The sequence below is a fragment of the Corynebacterium alimapuense genome, from assembly GCF_003716585.1.
In the GTDB taxonomy this organism is placed as follows: Bacteria; Actinomycetota; Actinomycetes; order Mycobacteriales; family Mycobacteriaceae; genus Corynebacterium; species Corynebacterium alimapuense.
The window spans coordinates 70,728-92,227 of the sequence record NZ_PTJO01000004.1 but is presented as its reverse complement, the minus strand read 5'-3'; the positions used below and the strand labels follow the sequence as shown (position 1 = coordinate 92,227).

24 protein-coding genes are annotated in these 21,500 nt (G+C 56.1%); 16 read left to right on the top strand and 8 right to left on the bottom strand.

Going from position 1 to position 21,500, the window contains the following annotated elements:
- Positions 1–98 precede the first annotated feature (98 nt).
- A complete protein-coding gene (locus C5L39_RS05630; protein ID WP_123047922.1) occupies positions 99–968 on the bottom strand; it encodes a sulfurtransferase in 870 nt (289 codons plus the stop codon).
- A 214-nt stretch (positions 969–1,182) separates the two neighbouring features.
- On the opposite strand from C5L39_RS05630, the gene C5L39_RS05625 reads away from it, so the two are divergent.
- On the top strand, positions 1,183–2,235 hold the full coding sequence (locus C5L39_RS05625) for a Cj0069 family protein (protein ID WP_123048182.1): 1,053 nt from the start codon (positions 1,183–1,185) through the stop codon (positions 2,233–2,235).
- A 28-nt stretch (positions 2,236–2,263) separates the two neighbouring features.
- Here the strand turns inward: C5L39_RS05625 and C5L39_RS05620 are convergent, their stop codons facing one another.
- Positions 2,264–2,677, bottom strand: a complete 414-nt coding sequence (locus C5L39_RS05620; protein WP_123047921.1) for a DUF3151 domain-containing protein — start codon at positions 2,675–2,677, stop codon at positions 2,264–2,266.
- Between the two features lie 73 nt (positions 2,678–2,750).
- Here C5L39_RS05620 and C5L39_RS05615 point away from each other — a divergent pair, with 73 nt between their 5' ends.
- Positions 2,751–4,874 (top strand): acyltransferase family protein, encoded by a 2,124-nt coding sequence (locus tag C5L39_RS05615; RefSeq protein ID WP_245974909.1) that lies wholly within the window; start codon positions 2,751–2,753, stop codon positions 4,872–4,874.
- Here C5L39_RS05615 and C5L39_RS05610 read toward each other — a convergent pair.
- The 4 genes from C5L39_RS05610 to C5L39_RS05595 form a co-directional block, all read right to left on the bottom strand.
- Positions 4,871–5,464 (bottom strand): Maf family protein, encoded by a 594-nt coding sequence (locus C5L39_RS05610; RefSeq protein WP_123047920.1) that lies wholly within the window; start codon positions 5,462–5,464, stop codon positions 4,871–4,873. The two genes, C5L39_RS05615 and C5L39_RS05610, sit on opposite strands and share 4 nt — an antisense overlap.
- On the bottom strand, positions 5,464–5,688 hold the full coding sequence (locus C5L39_RS05605) for an acyl-CoA carboxylase subunit epsilon (protein WP_123047919.1): 225 nt from the start codon (positions 5,686–5,688) through the stop codon (positions 5,464–5,466). The genes C5L39_RS05610 and C5L39_RS05605 overlap by 1 nt, the downstream gene beginning before the upstream one ends.
- 12 nt (positions 5,689–5,700) lie before the next feature.
- Positions 5,701–7,251, bottom strand: coding sequence for an acyl-CoA carboxylase subunit beta (locus C5L39_RS05600; RefSeq protein WP_123047918.1), 1,551 nt, complete (start codon positions 7,249–7,251; stop codon positions 5,701–5,703).
- A 95-nt stretch (positions 7,252–7,346) separates the two neighbouring features.
- Positions 7,347–8,978: an acyl-CoA carboxylase subunit beta gene (locus C5L39_RS05595; protein ID WP_123047917.1), complete on the bottom strand. Its 1,632-nt coding sequence runs from the start codon at positions 8,976–8,978 to the stop codon at positions 7,347–7,349.
- Between the two features lie 199 nt (positions 8,979–9,177).
- On the opposite strand from C5L39_RS05595, the gene C5L39_RS05590 reads away from it, so the two are divergent.
- The 7 genes from C5L39_RS05590 (at position 9,178) to C5L39_RS05560 (ending at position 13,811) form a co-directional block, all read left to right on the top strand.
- Positions 9,178–9,942, top strand: coding sequence for a biotin--[acetyl-CoA-carboxylase] ligase (locus tag C5L39_RS05590; RefSeq protein WP_123047916.1), 765 nt, complete (start codon positions 9,178–9,180; stop codon positions 9,940–9,942).
- A gap of 23 nt (positions 9,943–9,965) precedes the next feature.
- On the top strand, positions 9,966–10,439 hold the full coding sequence (locus C5L39_RS05585; protein WP_123047915.1) for a hypothetical protein: 474 nt from the start codon (positions 9,966–9,968) through the stop codon (positions 10,437–10,439).
- A gap of 28 nt (positions 10,440–10,467) precedes the next feature.
- Positions 10,468–11,688, top strand: coding sequence for a 5-(carboxyamino)imidazole ribonucleotide synthase (locus C5L39_RS05580; RefSeq protein ID WP_123047914.1), 1,221 nt, complete (start codon positions 10,468–10,470; stop codon positions 11,686–11,688).
- Positions 11,689–11,940: 252 nt separating this feature from the next.
- On the top strand, positions 11,941–12,441 hold the full coding sequence (purE, locus tag C5L39_RS05575) for a 5-(carboxyamino)imidazole ribonucleotide mutase (protein ID WP_123047913.1): 501 nt from the start codon (positions 11,941–11,943) through the stop codon (positions 12,439–12,441).
- A gap of 123 nt (positions 12,442–12,564) precedes the next feature.
- Positions 12,565–12,861, top strand: coding sequence for a hypothetical protein (locus tag C5L39_RS05570; protein ID WP_126268733.1), 297 nt, complete (start codon positions 12,565–12,567; stop codon positions 12,859–12,861).
- Positions 12,858–13,301 (top strand): hypothetical protein, encoded by a 444-nt coding sequence (locus C5L39_RS05565; protein WP_123047911.1) that lies wholly within the window; start codon positions 12,858–12,860, stop codon positions 13,299–13,301. Before C5L39_RS05570 ends, C5L39_RS05565 begins: the two co-directional genes overlap by 4 nt.
- A 9-nt stretch (positions 13,302–13,310) precedes the next feature.
- Positions 13,311–13,811: a YdcF family protein gene (locus tag C5L39_RS05560; RefSeq protein WP_123047910.1), complete on the top strand. Its 501-nt coding sequence runs from the start codon at positions 13,311–13,313 to the stop codon at positions 13,809–13,811.
- A gap of 195 nt (positions 13,812–14,006) precedes the next feature.
- Here the strand turns inward: C5L39_RS05560 and C5L39_RS05555 are convergent, their stop codons facing one another.
- Together C5L39_RS05555 and C5L39_RS05550 are read right to left on the bottom strand one after the other, a co-directional pair.
- Positions 14,007–14,606 carry a DUF4352 domain-containing protein gene (locus tag C5L39_RS05555; RefSeq protein WP_123047909.1) on the bottom strand — a complete coding sequence of 200 codons (600 nt, stop codon included), beginning with the start codon at positions 14,604–14,606 and terminating at the stop codon, positions 14,007–14,009.
- A gap of 214 nt (positions 14,607–14,820) precedes the next feature.
- Positions 14,821–15,474: a TIGR03089 family protein gene (locus C5L39_RS05550; protein ID WP_123047908.1), complete on the bottom strand. Its 654-nt coding sequence runs from the start codon at positions 15,472–15,474 to the stop codon at positions 14,821–14,823.
- 155 nt (positions 15,475–15,629) lie between these two features.
- Here C5L39_RS05550 and C5L39_RS05545 point away from each other — a divergent pair, with 155 nt between their 5' ends.
- The 7 genes from C5L39_RS05545 to C5L39_RS05515 are packed head-to-tail and all read left to right on the top strand — an operon-like array spanning position 15,630 to position 21,390.
- Positions 15,630–16,412 (top strand): glycosyltransferase family 2 protein, encoded by a 783-nt coding sequence (locus tag C5L39_RS05545; protein ID WP_123047907.1) that lies wholly within the window; start codon positions 15,630–15,632, stop codon positions 16,410–16,412.
- Positions 16,412–17,377, top strand: coding sequence for a polyprenyl synthetase family protein (locus C5L39_RS05540; protein WP_165857990.1), 966 nt, complete (start codon positions 16,412–16,414; stop codon positions 17,375–17,377). The genes C5L39_RS05545 and C5L39_RS05540 overlap by 1 nt, the downstream gene beginning before the upstream one ends.
- The gene (locus C5L39_RS05535) at positions 17,364–18,287 is read left to right on the top strand and encodes a phytoene/squalene synthase family protein (RefSeq protein WP_123047905.1); all 924 of its coding nucleotides are present in this window, start codon (positions 17,364–17,366) and stop codon (positions 18,285–18,287) included. Before C5L39_RS05540 ends, C5L39_RS05535 begins: the two co-directional genes overlap by 14 nt.
- The gene (gene crtI / locus C5L39_RS05530) at positions 18,284–19,900 is read left to right on the top strand and encodes a phytoene desaturase family protein (RefSeq protein ID WP_165857989.1); all 1,617 of its coding nucleotides are present in this window, start codon (positions 18,284–18,286) and stop codon (positions 19,898–19,900) included. The genes C5L39_RS05535 and crtI overlap by 4 nt, the downstream gene beginning before the upstream one ends.
- Entirely contained in the window at positions 19,893–20,243 is a 351-nt protein-coding gene (locus tag C5L39_RS05525; protein WP_123047903.1) for a lycopene cyclase domain-containing protein, read from the top strand. Before crtI ends, C5L39_RS05525 begins: the two co-directional genes overlap by 8 nt.
- Positions 20,240–20,533: a lycopene cyclase domain-containing protein gene (locus C5L39_RS05520; protein ID WP_123047902.1), complete on the top strand. Its 294-nt coding sequence runs from the start codon at positions 20,240–20,242 to the stop codon at positions 20,531–20,533. The genes C5L39_RS05525 and C5L39_RS05520 overlap by 4 nt, the downstream gene beginning before the upstream one ends.
- The gene (locus C5L39_RS05515) at positions 20,506–21,390 is read left to right on the top strand and encodes a prenyltransferase (protein ID WP_123047901.1); all 885 of its coding nucleotides are present in this window, start codon (positions 20,506–20,508) and stop codon (positions 21,388–21,390) included. Before C5L39_RS05520 ends, C5L39_RS05515 begins: the two co-directional genes overlap by 28 nt.
- Positions 21,391–21,500 lie beyond the last annotated feature (110 nt).

Sequence of the window (21,500 nt, the reverse complement as noted above, 5' to 3'; positions counted from 1 at the left end):
TATTCTTGCACACAAAAACGTGAGCATTTCGTCAGGTCTGAGATTTTCTTTGAAAAATGATGACGAGAATGCTATTTCCGCAGGTTAAAGTGGGCGTGCTATTCGCCACGACTGATGGGCATTTGGATCATGTTGCCCCATTCTGCCCATGAGCCGTCATAATTTCGGACATTTTTGAATCCAAGAAGGTACTTCAACGTGAACCAAGTATGGCTGGATTGGTCTCCCAGATGACAATAGGTGAAGGTCTCTCCATGTGGATCGAGCCCGGCGTAGATCTGCTCAAGATCTGCCCGAGATCGGAACCGAGAATTAGGATGCATTGTGTCGGTCCATGGGTAGTTTTTCGCTGAGGGAATGTGCCCAGAACGAAGCGCTGGCCCACAGCTCAGGTAGTCAGTAGTCTCGGCGACTCCTGCAAACTCATCGGGGGAGCGGACGTCGATAATAGTCTCTGCATCGATGGCGCTGAGTACTTCAGTAACCAATGCGCGGTATTGAGTGTCATTGCGTTCGACGCTGGGGTAATTGGATTTGGGAAACTCGGGGACGATGAAAGAGGTATCGCGCTCTTCTGCCATCCAAGCATTTCGCCCGCCATCGAGTAGTCGGACATCTGCGTGGCCGAAAATTTCGAAGACCCACAATGTATAGGAAGCCCACCAATTGGATTGGTCACCGTAGATGACCACGGTGTCATCGCGATTGATGCCCTTATCTCGCATCAACTGGGAGAAGGCCTCACCGTCTACCAGGTCTCGAGTAATCGGATCGTTGAGATCGTGCTTCCAGTCAATGCGCACCGCCCCAGGCAGATGTCCAATGTCATAGAGCAGCGTGTCCTCATCGGATTCGACTACGCGCAGTCCTGGGGTGCCCAGGCGGGCGGAGAGCCAAGAAGCGGAGACGAGACGTTCGGGGCGGGCATACTCCTGGAATGGAGGGAACGGATCGAATGGAACGGTCACGTCGATCGGGCCTTTCTGTTGGGCAATAGTTTCGAGATTGTCCCAAGGGTAGTGCTTGAATCGCCGGAATGGTCACTTGGCCATTTGAAATGTGTCCTTGGTAACTGAGTGTTTGCTCGCCACGCGCAGGACACAGGGGTCCCTTAGAATTACAAAGGAATCACTATTTCCGGAGGCTCTTTTAGTGCCTTCACCCTTTCGAAAGGTGAATTTCTTGAACAAGGCAATTGTCGTCTTCGAGGTCGAGGGCGGATCCGATAAGCACATCGATGGCCACCGCCGGGATACCATGCCCGTCGTGAACGCGATCAAAGATGCTGGCTGGGACTCTGAGGTTGTTTTCTATCGCCCTGAGTGGACCGAAGATCTGTTCTCTTATGTTTCTGAGAACTTTGGCGGATACATCTCCCGCGTCAACCCGGGCAATATTCCCGGTGGCGAGAAAGGCTACTTTGAGCTGCTCTCCCGTCTGTCGGAGGCTGGCTTGGTAGGTATGTCTACGCCGGAGGAGATGATGGCTTACGGCGCTAAGGACGCGCTGGTCAAGCTCAACGACACTGATCTGGTGCCGACTGACACTTCCGCATACTACGATGTGGAATCCTTCCACCAGACCTTCCCGGTCTCCCTGTCCTACGGCGAGCGAGTGCTTAAGCAGAACCGTGGTTCCACGGGCTCCGGTATCTGGCGTGTCCAGATCGAGGACCGAGCACTGGCTGCCTCGGTTGAGCCGGGCACCGCGTTGCCGTTGGACACCAAGATCAAGTGCACCGAGGCAGTGGATAACCACACTGAGGTCCGTGAGCTCTCGGAGTTCATGGATTTCTGTGATCAGTACATCATCGGTGACAATGGCATGCTCGTAGATATGCGCTTCATGCCGCGCATCGTTGAAGGCGAGATCCGTATCCTCTTGGTCGGCCCGAACCCGGTGTTTGTCATTCATAAGAAGCCGGCTGCTGGTGGAGACAACTTCTCCGCGACCCTGTTTTCTGGCGCTAAGTACACCTATGACAAGCCAGAGGCTTGGCAGGAACTCGTCGATCTATTCGCAGCTGCACGTCCGGTCATCGCAGAAAAGCTCGGTGGAGATAACATCCCGCTGATCTGGACTGCCGACTTTATGCTGGCTGATGGCGAAGACGGCTCCGATGACTACGTACTGGGCGAGATCAACTGCTCCTGCGTCGGCTTTACCTCAGAGCTAGACATGGGTATCCAGGAGCAGGTAGCTAAGGAAGCTATCTCCCGGATCGAAGCCGTCTAGATCTGCTGAACTAGTGGCTAGGGCTGCGTCAGGATGGAATCAGTAGATCTACTGATTCCGGATCTGCATCAGAGAGCATCTGACGGCACCGGTCATACTCAGGCTGTTCCCCAATGAGAGCGGCCGCTCGAGCCAGTGCTGCGATTGCCCGCAGTACTGGCTGATTTGCTTCATGTGACCACGGCACAGGGCCCCAGCCCTTCCATTTATTTGCACGAAGGCGATCGAGCGAACGATGGTATCCGGTTCTGGCGAAGGCATAGGCGATGAGCTGTTGTTCAGCCGAGACTGCGTCTTCTAGCGCCTGTTCAGCTTTTGCCGCCCAGACCAAAGGGCTCTCAGGGTGGGCGAGTGCGGTGGCCGGGGATGAAAGATCAAGACCTGTGGCCGGATCTGTTGGGAGCTGGACTGGCGGTGGTGCCAACATGTCGTTTAATTCCATGCCTTCCCACTCTAGCTGCGTCTAGGTAATGAACCTGGGATGTGTAGTCTGTAGTGGAGTTTGAAGGGGATAGATGACTATGCGGGTGACCACCACCGGAACCACCGAGACGAATAAGACCTTAGGGGCAACGCCTTCTTCGGTGTCTTATCGCTATGATCTTGATGGTCTGCGGGGCATCGCGATCGCATTTGTGGTGATCTTCCACATCTTTGTCGGTCGAGTCTCTGGCGGCGTTGATGTGTTTTTGCTGCTGTCGGGCTACTTCTTTTTAGGTTCCCAACTGCGCTATGCCTCGCGGGCAAACGCTTCAGTCAATCCTTGGTGGCCGATCTGGCGGACCATTCGAAGGCTGCTGCCAGCGCTGATCCTCGTGCTAGTGGCTACCGCGGCGATTGGCTGGTTTATGGTGCCACAGCTGCGTCGAGTGCCCATCGCAGATCAATTCACTGCAAGTCTCCTTTATTATCAGAACTGGGAATTGATCTGGCAGGACGCGGATTATAACGTCGCCTCTGACCTTGTGAGCCCATTGCAGCATCTGTGGTCCATGTCAGTTCAAGGCCAGTTTTATCTGCTGGCCATAGCGCTGGCGATGACTATTATCTGGGTGCGTCGCGCCGGATATGACCTAATGAAATTCGTCGGACCTGCTTTGATCGCGGTTACGGTGATCTCATTTGCCTACGCGTGGTGGCTGTCTGCGGTTGATCAGTCGTTGAACTACTACTCCACGTGGACTCGAATGTGGCAGTTGACTCTTGGTGGAGTCCTAGCACTTTATGCAAAGCACATTGTGTTCCCTGGTCGCTTGCGAGCAGTGCTGACCTGGGTGGGATTGGCTATGGTGCTGAGCACCGGAGTGATCTTCAACGGCGCAGCAGTGTTCCCCGGTCCAGCCGCTCTCTACCCAGTCGGTGGTGCGGTCCTGATCATCCTCAGTGGTGGTTATGGACGTCTCTCGACAGTATTGGCTCATCGGAGTATGCGTTGGCTGGGTGATATCGCCTATTCCCTGTATCTGTGGCACTGGCCGCTTCTGATCATCACTCTGCTCGTATGGGAGCAACCAGAACCAGACTTGCTGTTAGGGCTGGGCACACTTGCCGTGTCTTTGGTCTTGGCAGATGTGACTCACCGGCTAGTAGAAATGCCTCTGCGGCAGCACGCCAAACGTCCAGTCCATGGAGAGGCTCGTGCCGCCAGCGCCAAGAAGGAACTCATGGCAGGTGGTGCTCCGGTGGCAAGAGCGATTGCCGGGGCAGTGCTAACGCTAGCGTTGATTGGGATGTTGGCAGGTCAGGCTTTTTGGCAGGCGCGTTTAAACGCTGTCGGTGGCGTTTCCTTAGATCCGGTGGTCTACCCCGGTGCACTAGCGCTTAGCGGAGCAGCTGTCCCGCAGGCTGAAGCTCAGCCTGACCCAGCTCTGCTGGAGACGATGGGATCGAAGATCTGGGGAGACGATTGTATTTCGCGCTTCGGTGATGACCCAACTCTCCTGCGGGTCGATGAACGCGGTGAAGAGTGTATGTACGGCGATCTGGAGGCAGATCGTGATGTCTACCTCACCGGTGGCTCGCATGCCGACCAATGGATCACCCCGCTCGACGAGCTGGGACGAGAAAATGGTTTCCGGATCGTTCCATTACTGCGACAGAGCTGCCCGACTTTTGCGGAAGAGCGCGATGGTGTGTTCTCTGAGGACTGCATTTCGTTCAACGAGCAGGTTATTGACAGGCTGGCGGAAGCAGACCCAGATTTAGTCATTTCCACCACAACTCGGCCTTGGGTCGAGACTTCGGGGCGTATTGAACAAGTCCCCGAGTCCTACCTGTCTTTCTGGGAATTTCTAGCAGATGAAGGTATTCCCTTCGTTGGATTGCGGGACAACCCGTGGCGTACTTTCCCAGATGGCTCTCCGCTGTCAGTTCCGCTGTGCATGATGGATCTGGAAGATAGCGATGCATGTGGCCTGTTTTTTGATGAGTATTACCAACCTATAGACCCATCGGCTCAGTACCTAGATCCGCTTCCTAACATGAAGGCAGTAGATACCTCGGTTTGGTACTGCGCGGATGGATTCTGCCCCCCGATCATCGGCAATCTCTACGTGTATCGGGACAGCAATCACTTGTCGAACGCCTACACGCTGTCGCTCAAGCCCCTTCTGTGGGAGGAAATCCGAGAGTTCCTCTAGCTCTCCCAGAACTGACTGACATCGAGCCCGAATGAATAGAGAGCTCGACGAAGCAGCGGCAGTGATAGTCCAATGACAGACGAGGGATCGCCCTCGATGCGGTCAATGAACCAGCCGCCAAGTGCTTCGAGGGTGAAAGCGCCGGCGCAGTGCAACGGTTCTCCAGAACGCGCGTAAGCGATGATGTCAGTCTCGGAAGCCTCAGCGAATGTGACGGTGGTGCGAGTCGTCTCGAGCACTCTCTGCTCACCGTAGATGATGCAGTGTCCGGTGAGCAGTTCTGCAGTGGCTCCAGCTTGTTCTCGCCAGCGTTGAATGGTGTTTTCTACCGTCAGCGGCTTACCTTGGAGTTTGTCTCCAAGCAATAACATGGAATCGCCTCCGATGACCACATCGTCGGGATACTCCGCTGCTACGGCATCTGCTTTTGCTTGTGCCAGGGCGGCGACGACTTCTCCCGCGGGGGCATTCCCTAGTGAAGCAGCGATCGCTTCCTCGTCGACTTGGGTTGGACGCAGCAACGGCTGCACACCCGCAGAGTTGAGGATCATCCGCCGTGAGGGGGACGCGGAGGCCAGAACCAGACGCATTAGTAGAACGTGACGTTTTGGAATGCGTTGGGGTTATAGAGAGTGGTGCGCTGCAGACGATCTGCTGGGCGACCCCACATGTTGCGTTCCGTGCGGGTATCAGCGGCCTTGGCAGACTGCTGGGCGGCCAAAGACGTCAACACAGCAGTTAATGCGGCTAGCTCAGTGCTGTCGGGGTTTCCTTTGAGAACGTGGAACAGCGGCTTCTGGGTGGGGGAGGTCATGATCGGTGCTCCTTACAGCGGGATGTTTCCGTGCTTTTTGGGCGGGGTCATGAGGACCTTGCGATCGAGGAGACGGAGCCCCTCGATGATCCGGGCCCGAGTGTGAGAAGGCGGGATGACCGCGTCAACCAGGCTACGTTCGGCAGCCAAGTAGGGATTGAGGTGGCTCTCCGCATATGCAGCAATCGCTGCATCGTCAGTCTTAGAGTGAATAGCTGCAACAGCGGCCGGCGCCTCAGCAACTGCGATCTCGGCGGTGGGCCAAGCAAATACTAGGTCTGCTCCGAGGTCTTTTGAACCCATGAGGACGTAGGCTGGGCCGATGGCCTTACGGACGATCACCGTGATCTTTCCGACTGAGGCTTCAGCATAGGCAAAGGCTAGTTTTGCGCCACGTCGCAGCACTGCGTTGTGCTCTTGATCTTGGTCAGGCAGGAAGCCAGGAGAGTCTACGAACTCGATGAGAGGGATGTTGAAGGCATCGCAGGTACGGATGAAGCGGGCAGCTTTTTCCGCGGCAGCGTGGTCAAGACAACCAGCTAGTTCAGTCGGTTGATTGGCGATGATGCCTACTGACCGGCCTTCGATACGGCCGAAACCGGTGACGATGTTGGTGGCGAAACGCGATTGAAGCTCAAGGAACTCCGCACTATCGACAATCCGGTTGATGGCCTCATGGATGTCATAAGCTTGTTTCTCCGAGTCCGGGACCAGAGAATCGAGTTCGTGGTCGGTCTCTGAAATCTCTAGGGAGGTCTCAGCTGGCTCGCGGGGAGCTTCTGCCCGGTTATTAGCAGGCAGGAACGCCAGTAGGTCTCGGATTAATTCGAGTGCCGCGGTATCGCTTGGAGCCGTGACATGTGCGGTGCCGGAGGTTTCTGCGTGGATTAACGCCCCGCCCAAGGATTCTGGGGTGGATTCAATGCCGGTGACCTTTTCCACGACATCCGGGGTTGCCATCTGCAGGCTGGACTGGTTCTCAACCATGACCAGCAAGTCAGCGAGTACCGGTGGCAGCGCGTGAACTCCCTCGGTGTGCCCAGTGATCACTGCAATCTGAGGGATCAGCCCGGAGGCCGTAGTGGTGCGCGCGAGGATGCGGGCATTCAACGCCAAGGCGACGATGCCTTCGATTGCTCGAGCGCCAGTGCCTTCGTGAATGCCGATGATCGGTACACCGGTTTTAATCGCCAAATCGTAGATCTTGACGATCTTTTCGCCGTAGACCTCACCGAGTGAACCATTGAATACGGTGGAGTCCTGAGAGAAGACGCATACCTTGCGGCCAGCCACGGTGCCATAGCCGGTCACCACACCATCGGTCAGCGGACGCTTTGCTTCTGCACCGAACTCGGTGGAGCGATGGCGTGCGAGAGCGTCAGTCTCGACGAAGGAATTTTCATCGAGTAAGTGGAGCACTCGTTCACGGGCGGTGCGGTTGCCTGAGGCATGGGTAGCCTCGAGCGCATCGGTCCCAACCGGGGTCACAGCCTCCGCCAAACGGGAACGCAGGTCGGCGATCCTTCCGGCGGTGGTGGTGAGATCAGGGGAGATGGAAGTCATAGTCCTCTAGTCTAGGGTGTCATGCTGGTCTATGAAAACAGTCCCCGCGGACCCCTTTATGAGGGGTGCGCGGGGGAACTGGCTTGAGGCTGAATCTACAGCGGGATATTACCGTGCTTGCGAGCCGGACGGCTGACGTTTTTGTCCTTATAAAGGCGCAGATTACGAGCGATCATTCCGCGAGTCTCGCTCGGCAGGATTACCGCGTCGATGAGTCCTCGTTCAGCGGCCTTGTAGGGATTGAGCATGTGATCTTCGTATTCACGCTCAAAGGACTTGGCCAGTTCATTGACGTCGAGGCCCTTCTCGTGGGCTTCTTTGAGCTCCTTGCGGTAGATGAATCCGACAGCGCCAGCGGCACCCATCACGGCGATCTGAGCGGTGGGCCAGGCTAGGTTCACATCGGCACCGAGGCCCTTGGAACCCATGACGCAGTAGGCCCCGCCGTAGGCCTTGCGCATGGTGACGGTGATCTTCGGGACAGTGGCCTCGCCATAGGCGTAAAGCAGCTTGGCTCCGCGGCGGAGAATTCCGCCGTACTCTTGGCCGGCTCCGGGCAGGAAGCCGGGGACGTCGACAAGCATGACGATGGGGATGTTGAAGGCATCGCAGGTGCGGATAAAGCGGGCGGCCTTCTCTGAGGAATCGATGTCCAAGCAGCCGGCGTAGACAGCCGGTTGGTTAGCTACGAATCCGACAGATTGTCCTTCAATGCGGCCGAAGGCGATGACGACGTTTTCAGCTCGCTGGGCTTGGATCTCCAAGTACTCGCCGTCATCGGTGAGGCACTGGATGATTTCGCGGACATCGTAGGGCTGCGTAGGGGAGTCCGGAATGATTCCGTCGAGCTTGAGATCATCGGCGGTGAGGTTGTTGCTGACTGCTCCCTCGTCGCCTTCGTAATCTTCCAGTGGGGCCAAGGAGCGGTTATTGGAGGGCAAGAAGCTAACCAGGTCGCCGACCCAGTCGAGAGCTTCTTCGTCGGATTGTGCCGTGAAATGCGAGTTGCCGGCGGTGGACATGTGGGTGGACGCGCCGCCGAGTTCTTCCTGAGTGATTTCCTCACCGGTGACGGTCTTGATGACGTCCGGCCCGGTAACGAACATCTTGGAGGTCTTCTCGACCATGACGACGAAGTCGGTCAGTGCCGGGGAATAAGCATTGCCACCAGCGGATGCGCCCATGATGACCGAGATCTGCGGGACTACGCCAGAGGCGTGGATGTTTTGGTAGAAGGTGCGGGCGATCTGGTCGAGGGATACTGCGCCGTCTTGGATTCGGGCGCCAGCGCCTTCATAAAGGCCGATCAGCGGTCGGCCGGTGGTGACCGCCAAGTCCATGACCTTAATCATCTTCTCGCCGTAAACTTCGCCGAGAGCACCGCCGAAGACAGTGCCATCCTGGGAGAAGATGCAGACCTCGCGACCATCGATGGTGCCCCAGCCGGTGACGATGCCGTCAGTGGTCGGATGCTTCTTACCCATGCCAAAGTCTGTGGTCCGGTGTTTGGCGAGCATGTCGGTCTCGATAAAGGAGCCCTCGTCGAGCAGGTAGTCCAAGCGCTCGCGGGCGGTGAGCCGGTTCTGGGAGTGGACGCGTTCAACGGCCTTTTCTCCCATGGGGTAGGTGGCCTCGGCCCGGCGGCGCTTGAGATCAGCGATCTTGCCAGCGGTGGTGGTCACGTTGGTGAGATCGGATAGGTCCGTCAAAGGTGAGGAAATGGTCATGTTTGGGAATAGTAGACCGATAAAGCGCTAGTTTCCACAACGAAACCTATGTGATGCGTCTCACAATTAGCATTATTGCAGGTGAAACCGTTTTCTATCCCAAATAAATTATGGATCAATAGTGTCGCCCCATCGGAAATAGTCATCCGCACGCCACCATCGAGTCATCGGAAAGTCATTTCCAGCTAGGCTCACGTTCGTGGATCAGGATACTTCGCAGCGACTTCGCCAACGCCTTCCTCAATACGCCCATCTCCGGTGGATCGAGACCACCGGATCAACCAATGATGACCTGCTCAGAGATGCCGATTCGCCGCATCTGAGTGTCCTGCTTGCCGAGCATCAGACCGGTGGACATGGACGCCTAGGTCGAACCTGGACGGCTCCGCCTGGAACTCAATTGATCGTCTCAATACTGTTTCGACCAGCGCTCGATGAGCTTGATCGGCTGGGCACCCTTCCCCTGGTCGCTGGACTGGCGCTGTCCGATGTGCTCGATCCGGCCACACTGAAGTGGCCAAATGACGTGCTTATCGACGGTCGCAAACTCTCCGGCATCTTGCTGGAAGCTGCAGGGCTACCCGATGATCCCCGTGTAGTCATCGGGATCGGTGTCAATGTCTCCCTAACCCGTGAGCAACTGCCGGTCGCGCACGCTACCTCCTTGACGCTCGAGAGCATCGACGTAGGTCGGGAGGATTTTGCTGTTGCGGTTCTAACTGCACTGCATCGTCGTCTAGAGCAATGGCTTGAGCACGATCCGAAACTGATGGAGTCTTACCGATTGGTCTGCTCCTCCATTGGCCAACAGGTGCGCGTAGAAACCCCTCGAGGCACGCTGCTGGGCTCGGTGACCGGGGTTGGCACAGACGGCTTGCTTGAGCTTATCGACGATCGCGGCGACAACCACCGACTCTCCGCTGGGGACGTCACCCACCTGCGCCGAACAGATAGCGACTACTGAAGAGATTGGTAGGATGACCCGGCATGGGACAGTTTCGACCAGCTAGGGGAGAAGTGGTGCGCGTCGATCTGACCTCACCACTGCGCGCGTTAACCTTCCCAGTCTTGGAACTGATCCTGATTACCGGACTATGTTGGATGGCTATCGGCTGGCTTGACCGGCCAGAACAGTTAGTAGATATTCGCCTGCGCAACAGCGTCGTCTGGGTTTGGGCTGCGTTGGCTACCTGGCGTTTTGTCTTGCCACTTTTGCGGTCACGTCGTCGTCGTTTTATGCTCACCGACCGCCGGTTGATTGTTCGCGCCGAGGGCTTTCGAGCCCCAGTCGATTCGATCCCGTTGCGCGACATCCGGACGATTCAGCGGCGTCGCAACGCGATCTCCTTGAGCATTCAGGGTCTGCCGCGTCCGTTGTATTTCTCAGGTATTCCCCGAGCCAAAAAGGTGACCTCTCTCATCGAGTCCTCACTACCTCCGACCCAGGCACGCTACTGGTGAAGTTGAGGGGCTGGCTATAGTTGAGCGCGTGACTGACACCGCAGGTAACCCCAGTGCCCATGTTCCAGGAATGCCCGTAGTCGCCGTCATCGGCGATGGGCAGCTTGCCAGGATGATGCAGACCGAAGCCATCGAGCTCGGCCAGTCCATCCGACTATTAGCCGGTGCTTCGGGCTCATCCGCGGCGCAGGTGAGCGCGGATATTTTTATCGGCGACTACACCAATCTCGATGATCTCCGGCGCGTTGCCCAAGGCGCCGACGTAGTGACCTTTGACCATGAGCATGTTCCTACTGAACATCTGCTGGCTTTGATTGCTGAAGGCATTAATGTTCAGCCCAGGCCAGAAGCCCTGGTCAACGCGCAAGACAAATTGGTCATGCGCAAGCGCCTCCGGGAAATTGGCGCCCCAGTGCCGCCGTTTGCGGCTATCGAATCAGTCGAGGATGCCGGAGCCTTTTTCGACGCCGTCGGCGGTGCCGTCTGCATCAAGGCTCGCCGAGGTGGATACGACGGGCACGGAGTCTGGTTCCCCACGGATAAGGACGAGCTGAGCGCGCTCGTCGAAAAGCTGTTGGCTGCCGGTACTCCGCTCATGGCAGAAAAGAAGGTAGCACTGGTTCGAGAGCTCTCCGCCATGGTGGCCCGGAGCCCTTCCGGAGAGATCGTTGCCTGGCCGGTAGTCGAATCGGTGCAGACCAACGGAATTTGCACCGAGGCGGTAGCCCCCGCGCCGGGAATTTCGGAGGCGCTCGCCCAGCGATCAGTAGAACTGGCCCAGACCATTGCAAAGGAACTCGAAGTCACCGGCGTGATGGCCGTGGAGCTATTCGAGTTCGCCGATTCTGCCGGGCAGCCAGATATTGCCGTCAACGAGCTGGCCATGCGCCCGCACAACACCGGCCACTGGACTCAAGACGGCTGCGTGACCAGCCAATTCGAACAGCATCTCCGGGCAGTACTCGACTACCCGTTGGGATCTGTGGCTCTGAACTCCCAGGTCACCGTCATGGCAAATGTTCTTGGTGGCCAGAGCGATCCAGAACTTCCCATGGCCAAGCGCATGGCTGGAGTGTGGACCCGTTTCCCGGGTGCGAAGATTCACCTCTACGGCAAGACTCATCGGCCTGGGCGCAAGATCGGTCACATTAACCTCAGTGGAGACGATGTCGATATGACTCGTCGGGAGGCGCAGTTGTGCGCCGATTATCTCGTTCATGCCCGGTGGGCTGATGGGCACGTGGGCTAGGGCTTGATCGAGTCTGGGGCGTGCTTTGGATTTGGATTTGGCGCTGGATTTGGTGCTGGATTTGGTCCGAGGCGTATTTTCTCACAGTGAGCTATCTGAGTGAGGCGTATTTTCCCTGTTCACGGAAGCGCCGCATATTCTGGGAAGTGAGAAAATACGCCTCCAGACTAGTTCCGACGGCTGCTGCTTGCTCTGGCACAATGACCAGGTGTTAGCCCGGAAAGAAAACCTGCGAAACCAAGGAGCACTTACATGAAACCTCTCGTCGGCCTGATCATGGGTTCGGATTCGGATTGGCCTACCGTCGAACCTGCCGCTGAGGTACTCGCAGAGTTCGGGGTTCCGTTCGAGGTCGGGGTTGTCTCCGCCCACCGCACTCCGGAAAAGATGCTCGCCTACGCCAAATCCGCTCATGAACGCGGGCTGCAGACGATTATCGCCTGCGCTGGCGGCGCGGCCCACTTACCCGGAATGGTGGCTGCCGCGACACCTCTGCCCGTGATCGGTGTTCCACGTGCGCTCAAAGATCTTGACGGTCTGGATTCTTTGCTCTCCATCGTCCAGATGCCTGGCGGAGTGCCGGTAGCTACGGTCTCCATCGGTGGAGCAAAGAACGCCGGATTGTTGGCAGTTCGAATTCTCGGCGCGGGCAACCCCGTCCTGATCGAAAGAATGGCTGCCTACCAAGAGAAAATGGCCGAAGAGGTTGAGGCCAAGGATCAGGCTCTACGGCGCAAGCTGCTAGAAGGATAAATCGGCTTCAGTGATGCCGTCGAATCATGAGCTCGGCTCCCCATCGGAGGACAAGGGCATTCTTCGCTGATTCGTTCTAGAAGTCAGACTATCGTGTCATCCGGTCACGATAGTCTGACTTTTATGAGCCTTCCCGAAGACAGCGTGGAAAAGCGCCAAGAGCAGATTGATAAGAGTTTTGAGTCTACTGTGAGCGATATCAAGTGGCTGAGAGTTCAACGGCGGCTGGCAGTTACTGACGCCGATCGTGCAACCGTGAGTGCTTTGATGAAGAAAATCTCTCAGAACTTGGACAACAGAGCAGAAGGTAATCCTCTCGTTTCAGTGATCTCTGGTTTTGCCGTGATCATCGTAGGCTTGCTGGCCGGCTATTTCATTTACTTGCTTGCTGACGCTATGTGGATGTGGCTGAACTCATGAACAACAAGAACTCCGGATGTGCCATGGCTATCGGCGGAATCCTCATCTTGGGGGCACTGCTCTGGATCGTGGGCGTCGCGCTTTGGGCGCTGGCAATTGTTGTTCCACTGGTAGGACTCTTCTTTGGCGTCAGCCTGTTCGTGGAAGCTCTAAAGGCACACAATAGTAATCAGCAGTATCGGGCCGCTGAAGATGAGCTCGAGGCGCTGGTCCAAGATGCCTCGTTTGATTTGTCTGAAACCATAATTCGTTGGGACAGCCTGATGCTGACCAAAGGGATCGGCACCGCATTAGAAGGTAAAGAGCAATTGGCCGAGAGCATTCACCTTCAGCTCAGAGCTACTCATGAACTCCTTGAGGTAGCCAGTACTCCGAGTCAGCAGATCGATGCGGTATCGAATGCTGACGCACTTCGTCTGAAAGCACAGTCGTACCTATAGTTGAACAGCATGACCATTCTGGTTCTCGGGGCACGTGTGCAAGATGGTCAACCAAGTCGTATTCTCCGGGGGCGCCTACTGAAAGCTCTGACGCTGTCAGATCAGTCCCGCATTGTTGTCTCTGGACAAGGGGAAGCAGAGACAATGTGCGATTGGTTGGTAGCGCAAGGCGTGGATGCACGACGGATTCTCCTAGAATCGGCAGCCACCAGCACCAATGAGAATCTTGAGAATGCCAAGATCCTGGTGCCTGATACTCAACTGTGGACTGTAGTCACCAGCGATTTTCATGTGTGGCGTACTCGCCTATGGGCCTGGCATCTAGCTATCCCGGTTGAAGTGATCTCCTCCCGGACTCCCTGTGGGATCCAGGCGTGGATGATCTTGCGGGAGGGTATCGCTTTGCCGCACTCGGTACTCCGGATTGTTTGGCGTCGCTTTCGGGAGAGAATCTCTTCTGAGCTAGATGGTGCAGCTAAGGATAGGAAGGTGCCAGGGGGGCAGTCCTGAGAGTGCAGGTTGTTTTCCAAAACCCGGTCGGATCCGCGAACAGAGCATAAGAAAAGCCTCCACGCCCATGCCATTGTGGCTGGGAGGGGAGGCTTTAGCTTTGATGGGGCGGAATTCCAAGTGCACCTAGCAACGTCAACCGAAACTAAGGCTGCCCCCACGAGACCTTCGTTGGTTTTTGAGGTGAATTCCGATTTAGAGAGTAAAGCTCCAGGTCAACGGGTCAGCAAAGAGGCCGCCGGAGTATTCGATCTTGTATTCACCGGGTGCGCCATCACTGTCGAAACAAATAGCCCCGTCAGTCGTACCACCTGGTGCAAGATCTGCGTATTCCAAGGTTTTGATATCGAGGCCTGGGAAGGTGGTGTTGGCGATGACGCCATTGGGCTTGTAGAGCTCAAAATCGAACTGGGAGAAGCCCTGTGCAGAGTCAGATTGGTTGGACAAGTTTGCATCAGCACATAAGTAGTCAGAGAGGATACTGCTTGCAAACCGTGCGTTAGAGACAGTGACCATCATTCCGTCGGACTCCGCGGTCTCGCTGAGACCGACATCGGTGGCTGAGGCGGTTTCTTCAGCGGCAGCATCGACTACGGCATCGTCGGATTCTACGAAGCCCGCGTTACCAGCCGTGGATGTGGCTTCCTCGGAGTCTCCTCCGAATACGCTGGTGGCTACGACCACAACAGCGATGCCACCGACGATCCAGGGCCATTTTTTCTTCTTCTTGGGTGGCTCTACGGCGGGGTACGGGGCAGCCATAGCGTTCGGGTCGAAGGGCTGAGGTGTGTTCATGGTTACTCCTGAGAAAGACGGGATCTAACTGACAGGAATAACACTAGAAATAAGCCAAGACATAGAACTTTCACAGCTTGCTCATATGTTCGAGAGTGATGCTGAAACTGGGATGAGGTTTGCTGTCCGCCGCCACGTGTCGGCCAGCCACATGTCGGCCAGCCACATGTCAGCCAGCTCTATTGCAATAATCGACGCTGTTTCTATCCCCGAATCAGAGCCTAGCGGTGACTTTCTCTGCCGCAGCGATTTCATCGAGCCGCTTGGCGCCAGCTAATCCGCTAACCACCACGGCGGAGCCTCCGGCTGCCAAGGGTGCCAATACACAGCGATGCATTGATTCAACGTCATGCCAGCCGGTAGAGAGCAGGCGTTCTGGAGTGCTGGGGGAGGAAACGACGTCGATAAGCGAGGGGGCCGGACCAAAGAACTGATCGCCGTAGAAGCGCACGGTAGGGCCGAAATCGATTGCTCCGACAGGTAACTGACCTCCGGATTCCACGACACCTCGACCAAAGGGGTCATCAGTGACCACAACGACCTCTATGCCGCTGTAATTCTCAAACCGCTCCGGCGAGGTGAAAACGACCTCCGTCTCGGTATCTGGCGCTACCCCCATCCGATAATCGATGCCAGCGGCCAATGCACCCAGCACGATTGTGGCGGCCTGCCAGCCGACCGGCAGGTCCAGATGGATTACTGACCCGGATTCGAGATCGAGTTCCTCCAGCAGCATGTTGCCGATTTTCGACGCCCAGTTGTCGAGTGTCTGGGCGGAAAAATCAAGGCGAGCTCCGGTGGCTTCGTTGTAGACCGTCAGTCGCGGGCTAGCGGGATCAGATTTGAGCAGATGTGCGAGAAGCTCCATGCCTTCCCATCGTAGGCAGATTCTGAAACTGGGGAAGGTTCGGATGATGTGGGTTCGGGGGTAGTTCTTCAGTCGCGGGAGCGAGTTTCTTTCGCACTGGTATTCTCGCCTGTATTCATAATCTAGATTCTATTCTTCGACCGGAGAGTCCTCGCGTGCCCGATCCTGTTCTTAATCGAACTATTAGCGTCGTTATTCCATGCCTTAATGACGCAGACTTGTTGAAGCGGTGCCTTGACTCCTTGGCTGTACAACAGATTTTGCCTGATGAAGTGATCGTCGTGGATAACGGATCCACCGATGATTCGGCAGCTATCGCTCAAGCAGCTGGCGCCAGGGTGGTGACAGAATCTCGGAGGGGAATAACCTGGGCTACCCGTACCGGTTTCGATGCCGCCGAGGGCGACATTTTCCTGCGTACTGATGCAGATGTCATTCTTCCTCCTGATTTCATTGCTCGGCTGCATGCCGCTTGGAATGCTGCAGATAGCTCTCCGGGACGTCGTATCGTGGGAGTAACCGGGACCGCTCGGTTTGAGATTCCTGGTCGTGCGGGAGATTTTCTCAGTCGCGCCTATCTAGGGGCCTACCGTAATAGTGTGGGTTCAGCATTGGGCCATTACCCATTGTTCGGGACCAACTATTCGGTGCGCGCTGACTGGTGGCAGGGTATTCGCGACTCAGTTGATTCCGCTGATGTCTATTCTCATGAAGACATGCAGATCTCCTTCGAGGTTCGTCCCGATGAGACGGTGTGGTTTCAACCAGATTTGACGTTGGAGACCGATCCTCGTCCGCTTCATGGCGTGCAGCAGATTATTGTCCGTTTCAAGCGAGGAATGCACACTATTTTGCGCGGATGGCGCAACCATCCACCACACCGTCGATTAGCACGACGGGGGTTGCTGGGACCGAAAATGAAAGAGGTGCTGGGATGATGAGTTCCGAGGTTAAGCGTCGAGTTGCTGTCTCGTTGAGCTTGCTCGAGGAGTTTTTGGCTGCTTCCGGGGATCCGGTCCCTGGGAACCCACGTCTCTTGGAGCTAGCACGAGAAGGAGTGGCCACCTCTGCACTAGGAGGAAAGCACCTGAGATCTGCTCTTGTGCATATCTCTGCTGGTGAAGTAACAGGTCAACAGCTAAGCGCAGCCACTGCGTTTGGTGCTTGTGTGGACCTTTTACACGGTTCTTTCCTTATCCATGATGACATAATCGATCGCGATGATACTCGACGTGGGGTACCAACCATCCACGCTCTGGTCCGTGATGAATACGGTGACCCTCATTTGGGTACCTCGATCGCCATCACTGCCGGTGATTTGGGTTTAAACCGAGCAGTTCAACTGCTCTTAGATTCTTCCCTAGATGATGCGATGTTGCGTAGCGGCCTGCGAATCCTGACTTCGGCAGTGGAGGAGACCATTACAGGTGAGATCCTCGATGTTGCGCACTCGGACGGCAACGTCCCAGACCTTGAGTTGGTTCGCCTAAGCAATCATCTCAAAACCAGTGACTATAGTTTCGGAGCTCCACTGAAGCTTGGCGCCTTGGCCGCTGGCCGTGACCCGGCACCGATGCAGCCTATTGCCTTTGAACTCGGGCGAGCTTTCCAAGCTGCCGACGATATTGCCGGTTCTGTCGGAGACAGTTCCGCGACCGGTAAATCGACAGGTGGCGATATCGTGCATGGGCGAATGACCCTGATGACGATGCGCTTGGAAGACCGTTCAGGAGCTGATTCGGCTGCGGTAGCGGGAGCTGTAGGAGATGTAGTGGAAGAGGGACAAAATCATCTCAATCTTGCTCGCGTATTGATTGATGAGAGCGATCTGGACCTAGGTATTCGTGCTGGCTTGCACGATATGACCAACCGCATTGAAGGAATGCTGCATGCACATTCCTGAACACGAACCCAAGTCAGATCCGGTGATGGTGGATTATCTCGACCGTTATGATCGGATGTCGGTGAAAGCTGCCCGCACGGTAATCACTGCGTATTCCACCAGCTTTTCCTTGGCTACCAGTTTATTGGGAAAGGCAATTCGCACTGATATCCGCAATCTTTATGCCATGGTGCGAATCGCCGATGAAATCGTCGATGGAACGGCTGAGGCTGCAGGGCACTCTCGTGAGGTAGCTTCGGATCTTCTTGATTCCTATGAACAAGCAGTCTTGGGCGCACCACACAAGCGTTTCGACGTCGATCCCGTCCTCCATGCCTATGGCTGCACCGCGCGGCGCTGTGATTTCGATCCTGCGCATGTACGGGCGTTTTTCTCATCCATGCGGCGTGACTTGAGCCAGACCACTTATGACCCAGACAGTTTCGAGGACTATGTCTATGGCTCGGCAGAAGTCATCGGCCTGTTGTGTTTGTCTGTGTTCCTCGTGGACAATCCGGTCACCAAAGATGAGCGGGCTCGTTTGGAATCTGGTGCGCGTGCGCTGGGAGCTGCTTTCCAGAAGATCAATTTCCTCCGTGACTTAGGGGAGGACTCCATGACGCTGGGGCGGATCTATTTCCCCGGTATGGGGGAGGACGGTCTGAACGAACAGCACAAAGACAGACTCATCGCTGATATCCGTGATGATCTCGAACATGCTCGAAAAGCTATTCCGCTGCTGCCGATTTCTGCTCGTGCAGGTGTGCTGGCCGCTACTGGCTTGTTCGCCGAACTCACCGAGCGCTTGGCCGCGACTCCTGCCGCAGAACTGAGTACTCAGCGCATCAGTGTGCCCCGTCGAACCAAGGCCGTTATTACTGCCCGCGCGCTGGCTAGTGCACCGCGGATTAACCGTAGAAAAGAAGGATGAGCATGAGCAATCGCACTCCCAAGACCGCCGTCGTGATCGGAGCTGGCGTTGCTGGCTTGGCCACTGCAGCACTCCTTGCCAAAGAGGGCGTACAGGTCACCGTGGTCGAGAAGATTGACACTGTTGGCGGTCGCGCCGGCGATCTCGTCGTTGCTGATCAACCCGGATTTCGGTGGGATACCGGTCCCTCGTGGTACCTCATGCCGGAAGCCTTCGATCATTTCTACCGGCTGTTGGGCACAACCTCTGAGCAACAGTTGAACTTGGTCGATTTAACCCCGGCCTATCGGGTCTTCCCGGAGAAATACGGGCCAGTGGATGTTCCCAGCGGGGTAGATGCAGCCGCGGAGCTCTTCGAAGAAATTGAGCCCGGGGCAGGCCAAGGCCTGGTTGATTACTTGGATAGTGCCGGTGATGCCTATCAGATCGCGCTCGATAGGTTCCTCTATACAACCTTCTCTTCGCTCGGTCCGTTCGTCCATAGTGACGTCCGTGAACGTGCAGGTCAGCTCACCAAGCTGCTCACCCAGTCCCTCGAGGACTTTGTGAATAAACGATTCCAGGACACTCGGCTGCGCCAAATTCTGACTTATCCGGCGGTGTTCCTTTCTTCTCGCCCAGAGACCACTCCGGCGCTTTATCATCTGATGAGCCACACTGACCTCACCTTGGGTGTGAAATACCCGATCGGTGGTTTCACTTCAGTAATTGAGTCATTCCACCGGTTGGCACTGGAACAGGGCGTGCAGTTACGTCTTAACACTGAAGTCACCGCCATTCTTACGGAGAAGAATGGGCGAAAGACCCAGGCAACCGGCGTGCGGGTGCACAGCTCGGAAGGCAAGCTCGAAGAGATTACCGCCGATATCGTAGTCTCTGGCGCCGATTTACATCACACGGAAAACCACTTGCTGCCTACTAAATTGCGCACCTATCCGGAGAAGTACTTTGCTTCTAGAGACCCCGGAATTGGCACCGTTTTGGTCATGCTGGGGGTTCGCGGAAAACTCCCGCAGTTGGTTCACCATAACTTGCTCTTTAGCGACGACTGGTCGACGGACTTCTCCGCGGTATTTGACGGACCTCGATCGGAACGGCCGCTGGATTCATCCCAATCGATTTATATCTCGATGCCGTCGATCACCGATCCTGACGTAGCTCCAGAAGGACATGAAAACCTCTTTATTCTGATTCCGGTTCCCGCTGCCGAGTCGCTTGGCCACGGAGATACCTTCCGTGACGAGGGATCTCTGGCGGTCGAGGCCATCGCCGATGCTGCTATCACCCAAATTTCTGAGTGGGCGGATATTCCGGATCTAGCTGAGCGGATCGTCGCTCGACATACTGTGGGACCGGCAGACTTTTCCGAGCGCTATAACGCTTGGCGGGGCGGTTCCATCGGCCCGGCTCATACGCTGCGCCAATCGGCCTTCTTCCGAGGGCGCAACACCTCATCAAAGGTGGATAACCTCTATTATGCTGGGGCGACGACGGTGCCTGGGGTGGGCGTGCCCATGTGCCTGATTTCAGCGGAAAACGTCATCAAGCGCATCCACGGCGATAGCGACCCAGCAGCGTTGCCCGAACCTGATTCCGGCGATATCCGTGGGTGATCAGCTACTACCATTTTTGTACTTAATCATTTTGGCCTTCAGCCTCTTGAGCATGCTGCTCTGTGACTGGCGGTGGCGGCTGGCCTTCTTTTTCGACGCCCGCCGCGCGGCACTGCTGAGTATCGGAGTTGTCGGAGCCTTCTTGGTCTGGGATCTTCTGGGCATCGTGACCGGATCATTCTTTCGGGGCGGCTCCGCTTATATGACGGGCATTGAGCTTGCGCCGGAGATGCCCTTGGAAGAGCCGCTGTTTCTCTTCTTCCTGACCTATCTCACCATCAATCTCACCTCTGGGGTTCGATTGCTTCTCGACGCTCGCGTCGAACGGGGGGCGTCAGCATGACCTACCTGCTTATCAGCCTGCCGTTTCTCATCCTTGCTCTCATCTTGTGGGTGCTACACCGCAATGCAGTGCCCCGGCAGCTGGCAGTGACTGCCATCGTGGGTGCAGTTCTATTGGTACTCACCGCGATTTTTGACAACCTGATGATCTGGGCAGAACTCGTCGGCTATGGCGATGCTCAACGTCTTGGTATCCAAGTTGGTCTCGTCCCTATTGAGGACTTCTTCTATGCCATCTTCGTAGCTTTGATCATCCCGGCACTATGGACAAGGAAGGGACCACCGCAGTGACCGTTCTCCGCAATATTCTGGCCGCTTCAAGGCCCATCAGCTGGGTCAACACTGCCTTCCCCTTCGGTCTGGCTTACTTGCTTTCCGGCGGGGGCACGGACTGGTTGTTCTGGGTCGGTGTGGTCTTTTTCCTCATTCCTTACAACATCGCCATGTATGGCATCAACGATGTTTTTGATTATGAATCCGATATTCGTAATCCTCGTAAAGGCGGGGTCGAAGGCGCCGTCTTACCGAAATCGATGCACGCGCCTTTGCTTTGGGCTTCTGCGGTGACCACCATTCCATTCTTGGTGGTGATGTATGCCACTGGAACCTGGATCTCAGCGATCTGGTTGACCGTTGCGATGGCCGCGGTAGTTGCCTATTCTGCGCCACCGATGCGTTTCAAAGAACGCCCACTAATTGATTCGATTACCTCCTCAACCCACTTCGTCACCCCAGCGATTGTCGGCGCAACCATCTTGGACGCCGATACCTCCCAGTACTTTTGGTACGCCGCTGGTGCCTTCTTCCTTTGGGGAATGGCCAGCCATGCGCTCGGCGCCGTTCAAGACGTTCGCGCCGACCGCGAAGGTGGTTTGAGCTCGATTGCTACCGCCTTTGGCGCTCGAATCACCACTCGCTTGGCAGCTGCTGCCTACTTGGTGGCAGCTCTGCTGCTGTTCGCATTGCCAGCCCCCGGTTGGATTGTCGGCATTGCCGGTCTGGGCTATGTCGCCAACACTCTGCGTTTTTGGAATATCTCTGATGCCACCTGCGAAGATGCGAACAGTTCTTGGCGGGTATTCCTTTGGCTGAATTATCTCGTCGGTGCGATCGTGACCATGTCATTGGTATGGGTGTTTTTCGGCTAGGAACATTCGTCTGGTTTCCTAAAACACCGGGTAGGCCCGTATCTCTCTAGACTGGCGGTCCCAAACTCAGTTGCAGGAGGTTGACCATGGTCCAAGGTAATTCGATCAGA

Coding starts and splice junctions, on each gene's coding strand:
- C5L39_RS05620 (WP_123047921.1), bottom strand. CDS start 2,677: ATGGAATTAAACGACATGTTGGCACCACCGCCAGTCCAGCTCCCAACA.
- C5L39_RS05615 (WP_245974909.1), top strand. CDS start 2,751: ATGACTATGCGGGTGACCACCACCGGAACCACCGAGACGAATAAGACC.
- C5L39_RS05610 (WP_123047920.1), bottom strand. CDS start 5,464: ATGCGTCTGGTTCTGGCCTCCGCGTCCCCCTCACGGCGGATGATCCTC.
- C5L39_RS05605 (WP_123047919.1), bottom strand. CDS start 5,688: ATGACCTCCCCCACCCAGAAGCCGCTGTTCCACGTTCTCAAAGGAAAC.
- C5L39_RS05600 (WP_123047918.1), bottom strand. CDS start 7,251: ATGACTTCCATCTCCCCTGATCTCACCACCACCGCCGGAAGGATCGCC.
- C5L39_RS05595 (WP_123047917.1), bottom strand. CDS start 8,978: ATGACCATTTCCTCACCTTTGACGGACCTATCCGATCTCACCAACGTG.
- C5L39_RS05585 (WP_123047915.1), top strand. CDS start 9,966: ATGGGACAGTTTCGACCAGCTAGGGGAGAAGTGGTGCGCGTCGATCTG.
- purE (WP_123047913.1), top strand. CDS start 11,941: ATGAAACCTCTCGTCGGCCTGATCATGGGTTCGGATTCGGATTGGCCT.
- C5L39_RS05570 (WP_126268733.1), top strand. CDS start 12,565: ATGAGCCTTCCCGAAGACAGCGTGGAAAAGCGCCAAGAGCAGATTGAT.
- C5L39_RS05565 (WP_123047911.1), top strand. CDS start 12,858: ATGAACAACAAGAACTCCGGATGTGCCATGGCTATCGGCGGAATCCTC.
- C5L39_RS05560 (WP_123047910.1), top strand. CDS start 13,311: ATGACCATTCTGGTTCTCGGGGCACGTGTGCAAGATGGTCAACCAAGT.
- C5L39_RS05555 (WP_123047909.1), bottom strand. CDS start 14,606: ATGAACACACCTCAGCCCTTCGACCCGAACGCTATGGCTGCCCCGTAC.
- C5L39_RS05550 (WP_123047908.1), bottom strand. CDS start 15,474: ATGGAGCTTCTCGCACATCTGCTCAAATCTGATCCCGCTAGCCCGCGA.
- C5L39_RS05540 (WP_165857990.1), top strand. CDS start 16,412: ATGAGTTCCGAGGTTAAGCGTCGAGTTGCTGTCTCGTTGAGCTTGCTC.
- C5L39_RS05535 (WP_123047905.1), top strand. CDS start 17,364: ATGCACATTCCTGAACACGAACCCAAGTCAGATCCGGTGATGGTGGAT.
- crtI (WP_165857989.1), top strand. CDS start 18,284: ATGAGCATGAGCAATCGCACTCCCAAGACCGCCGTCGTGATCGGAGCT.
- C5L39_RS05520 (WP_123047902.1), top strand. CDS start 20,240: ATGACCTACCTGCTTATCAGCCTGCCGTTTCTCATCCTTGCTCTCATC.
- C5L39_RS05515 (WP_123047901.1), top strand. CDS start 20,506: ATGGACAAGGAAGGGACCACCGCAGTGACCGTTCTCCGCAATATTCTG.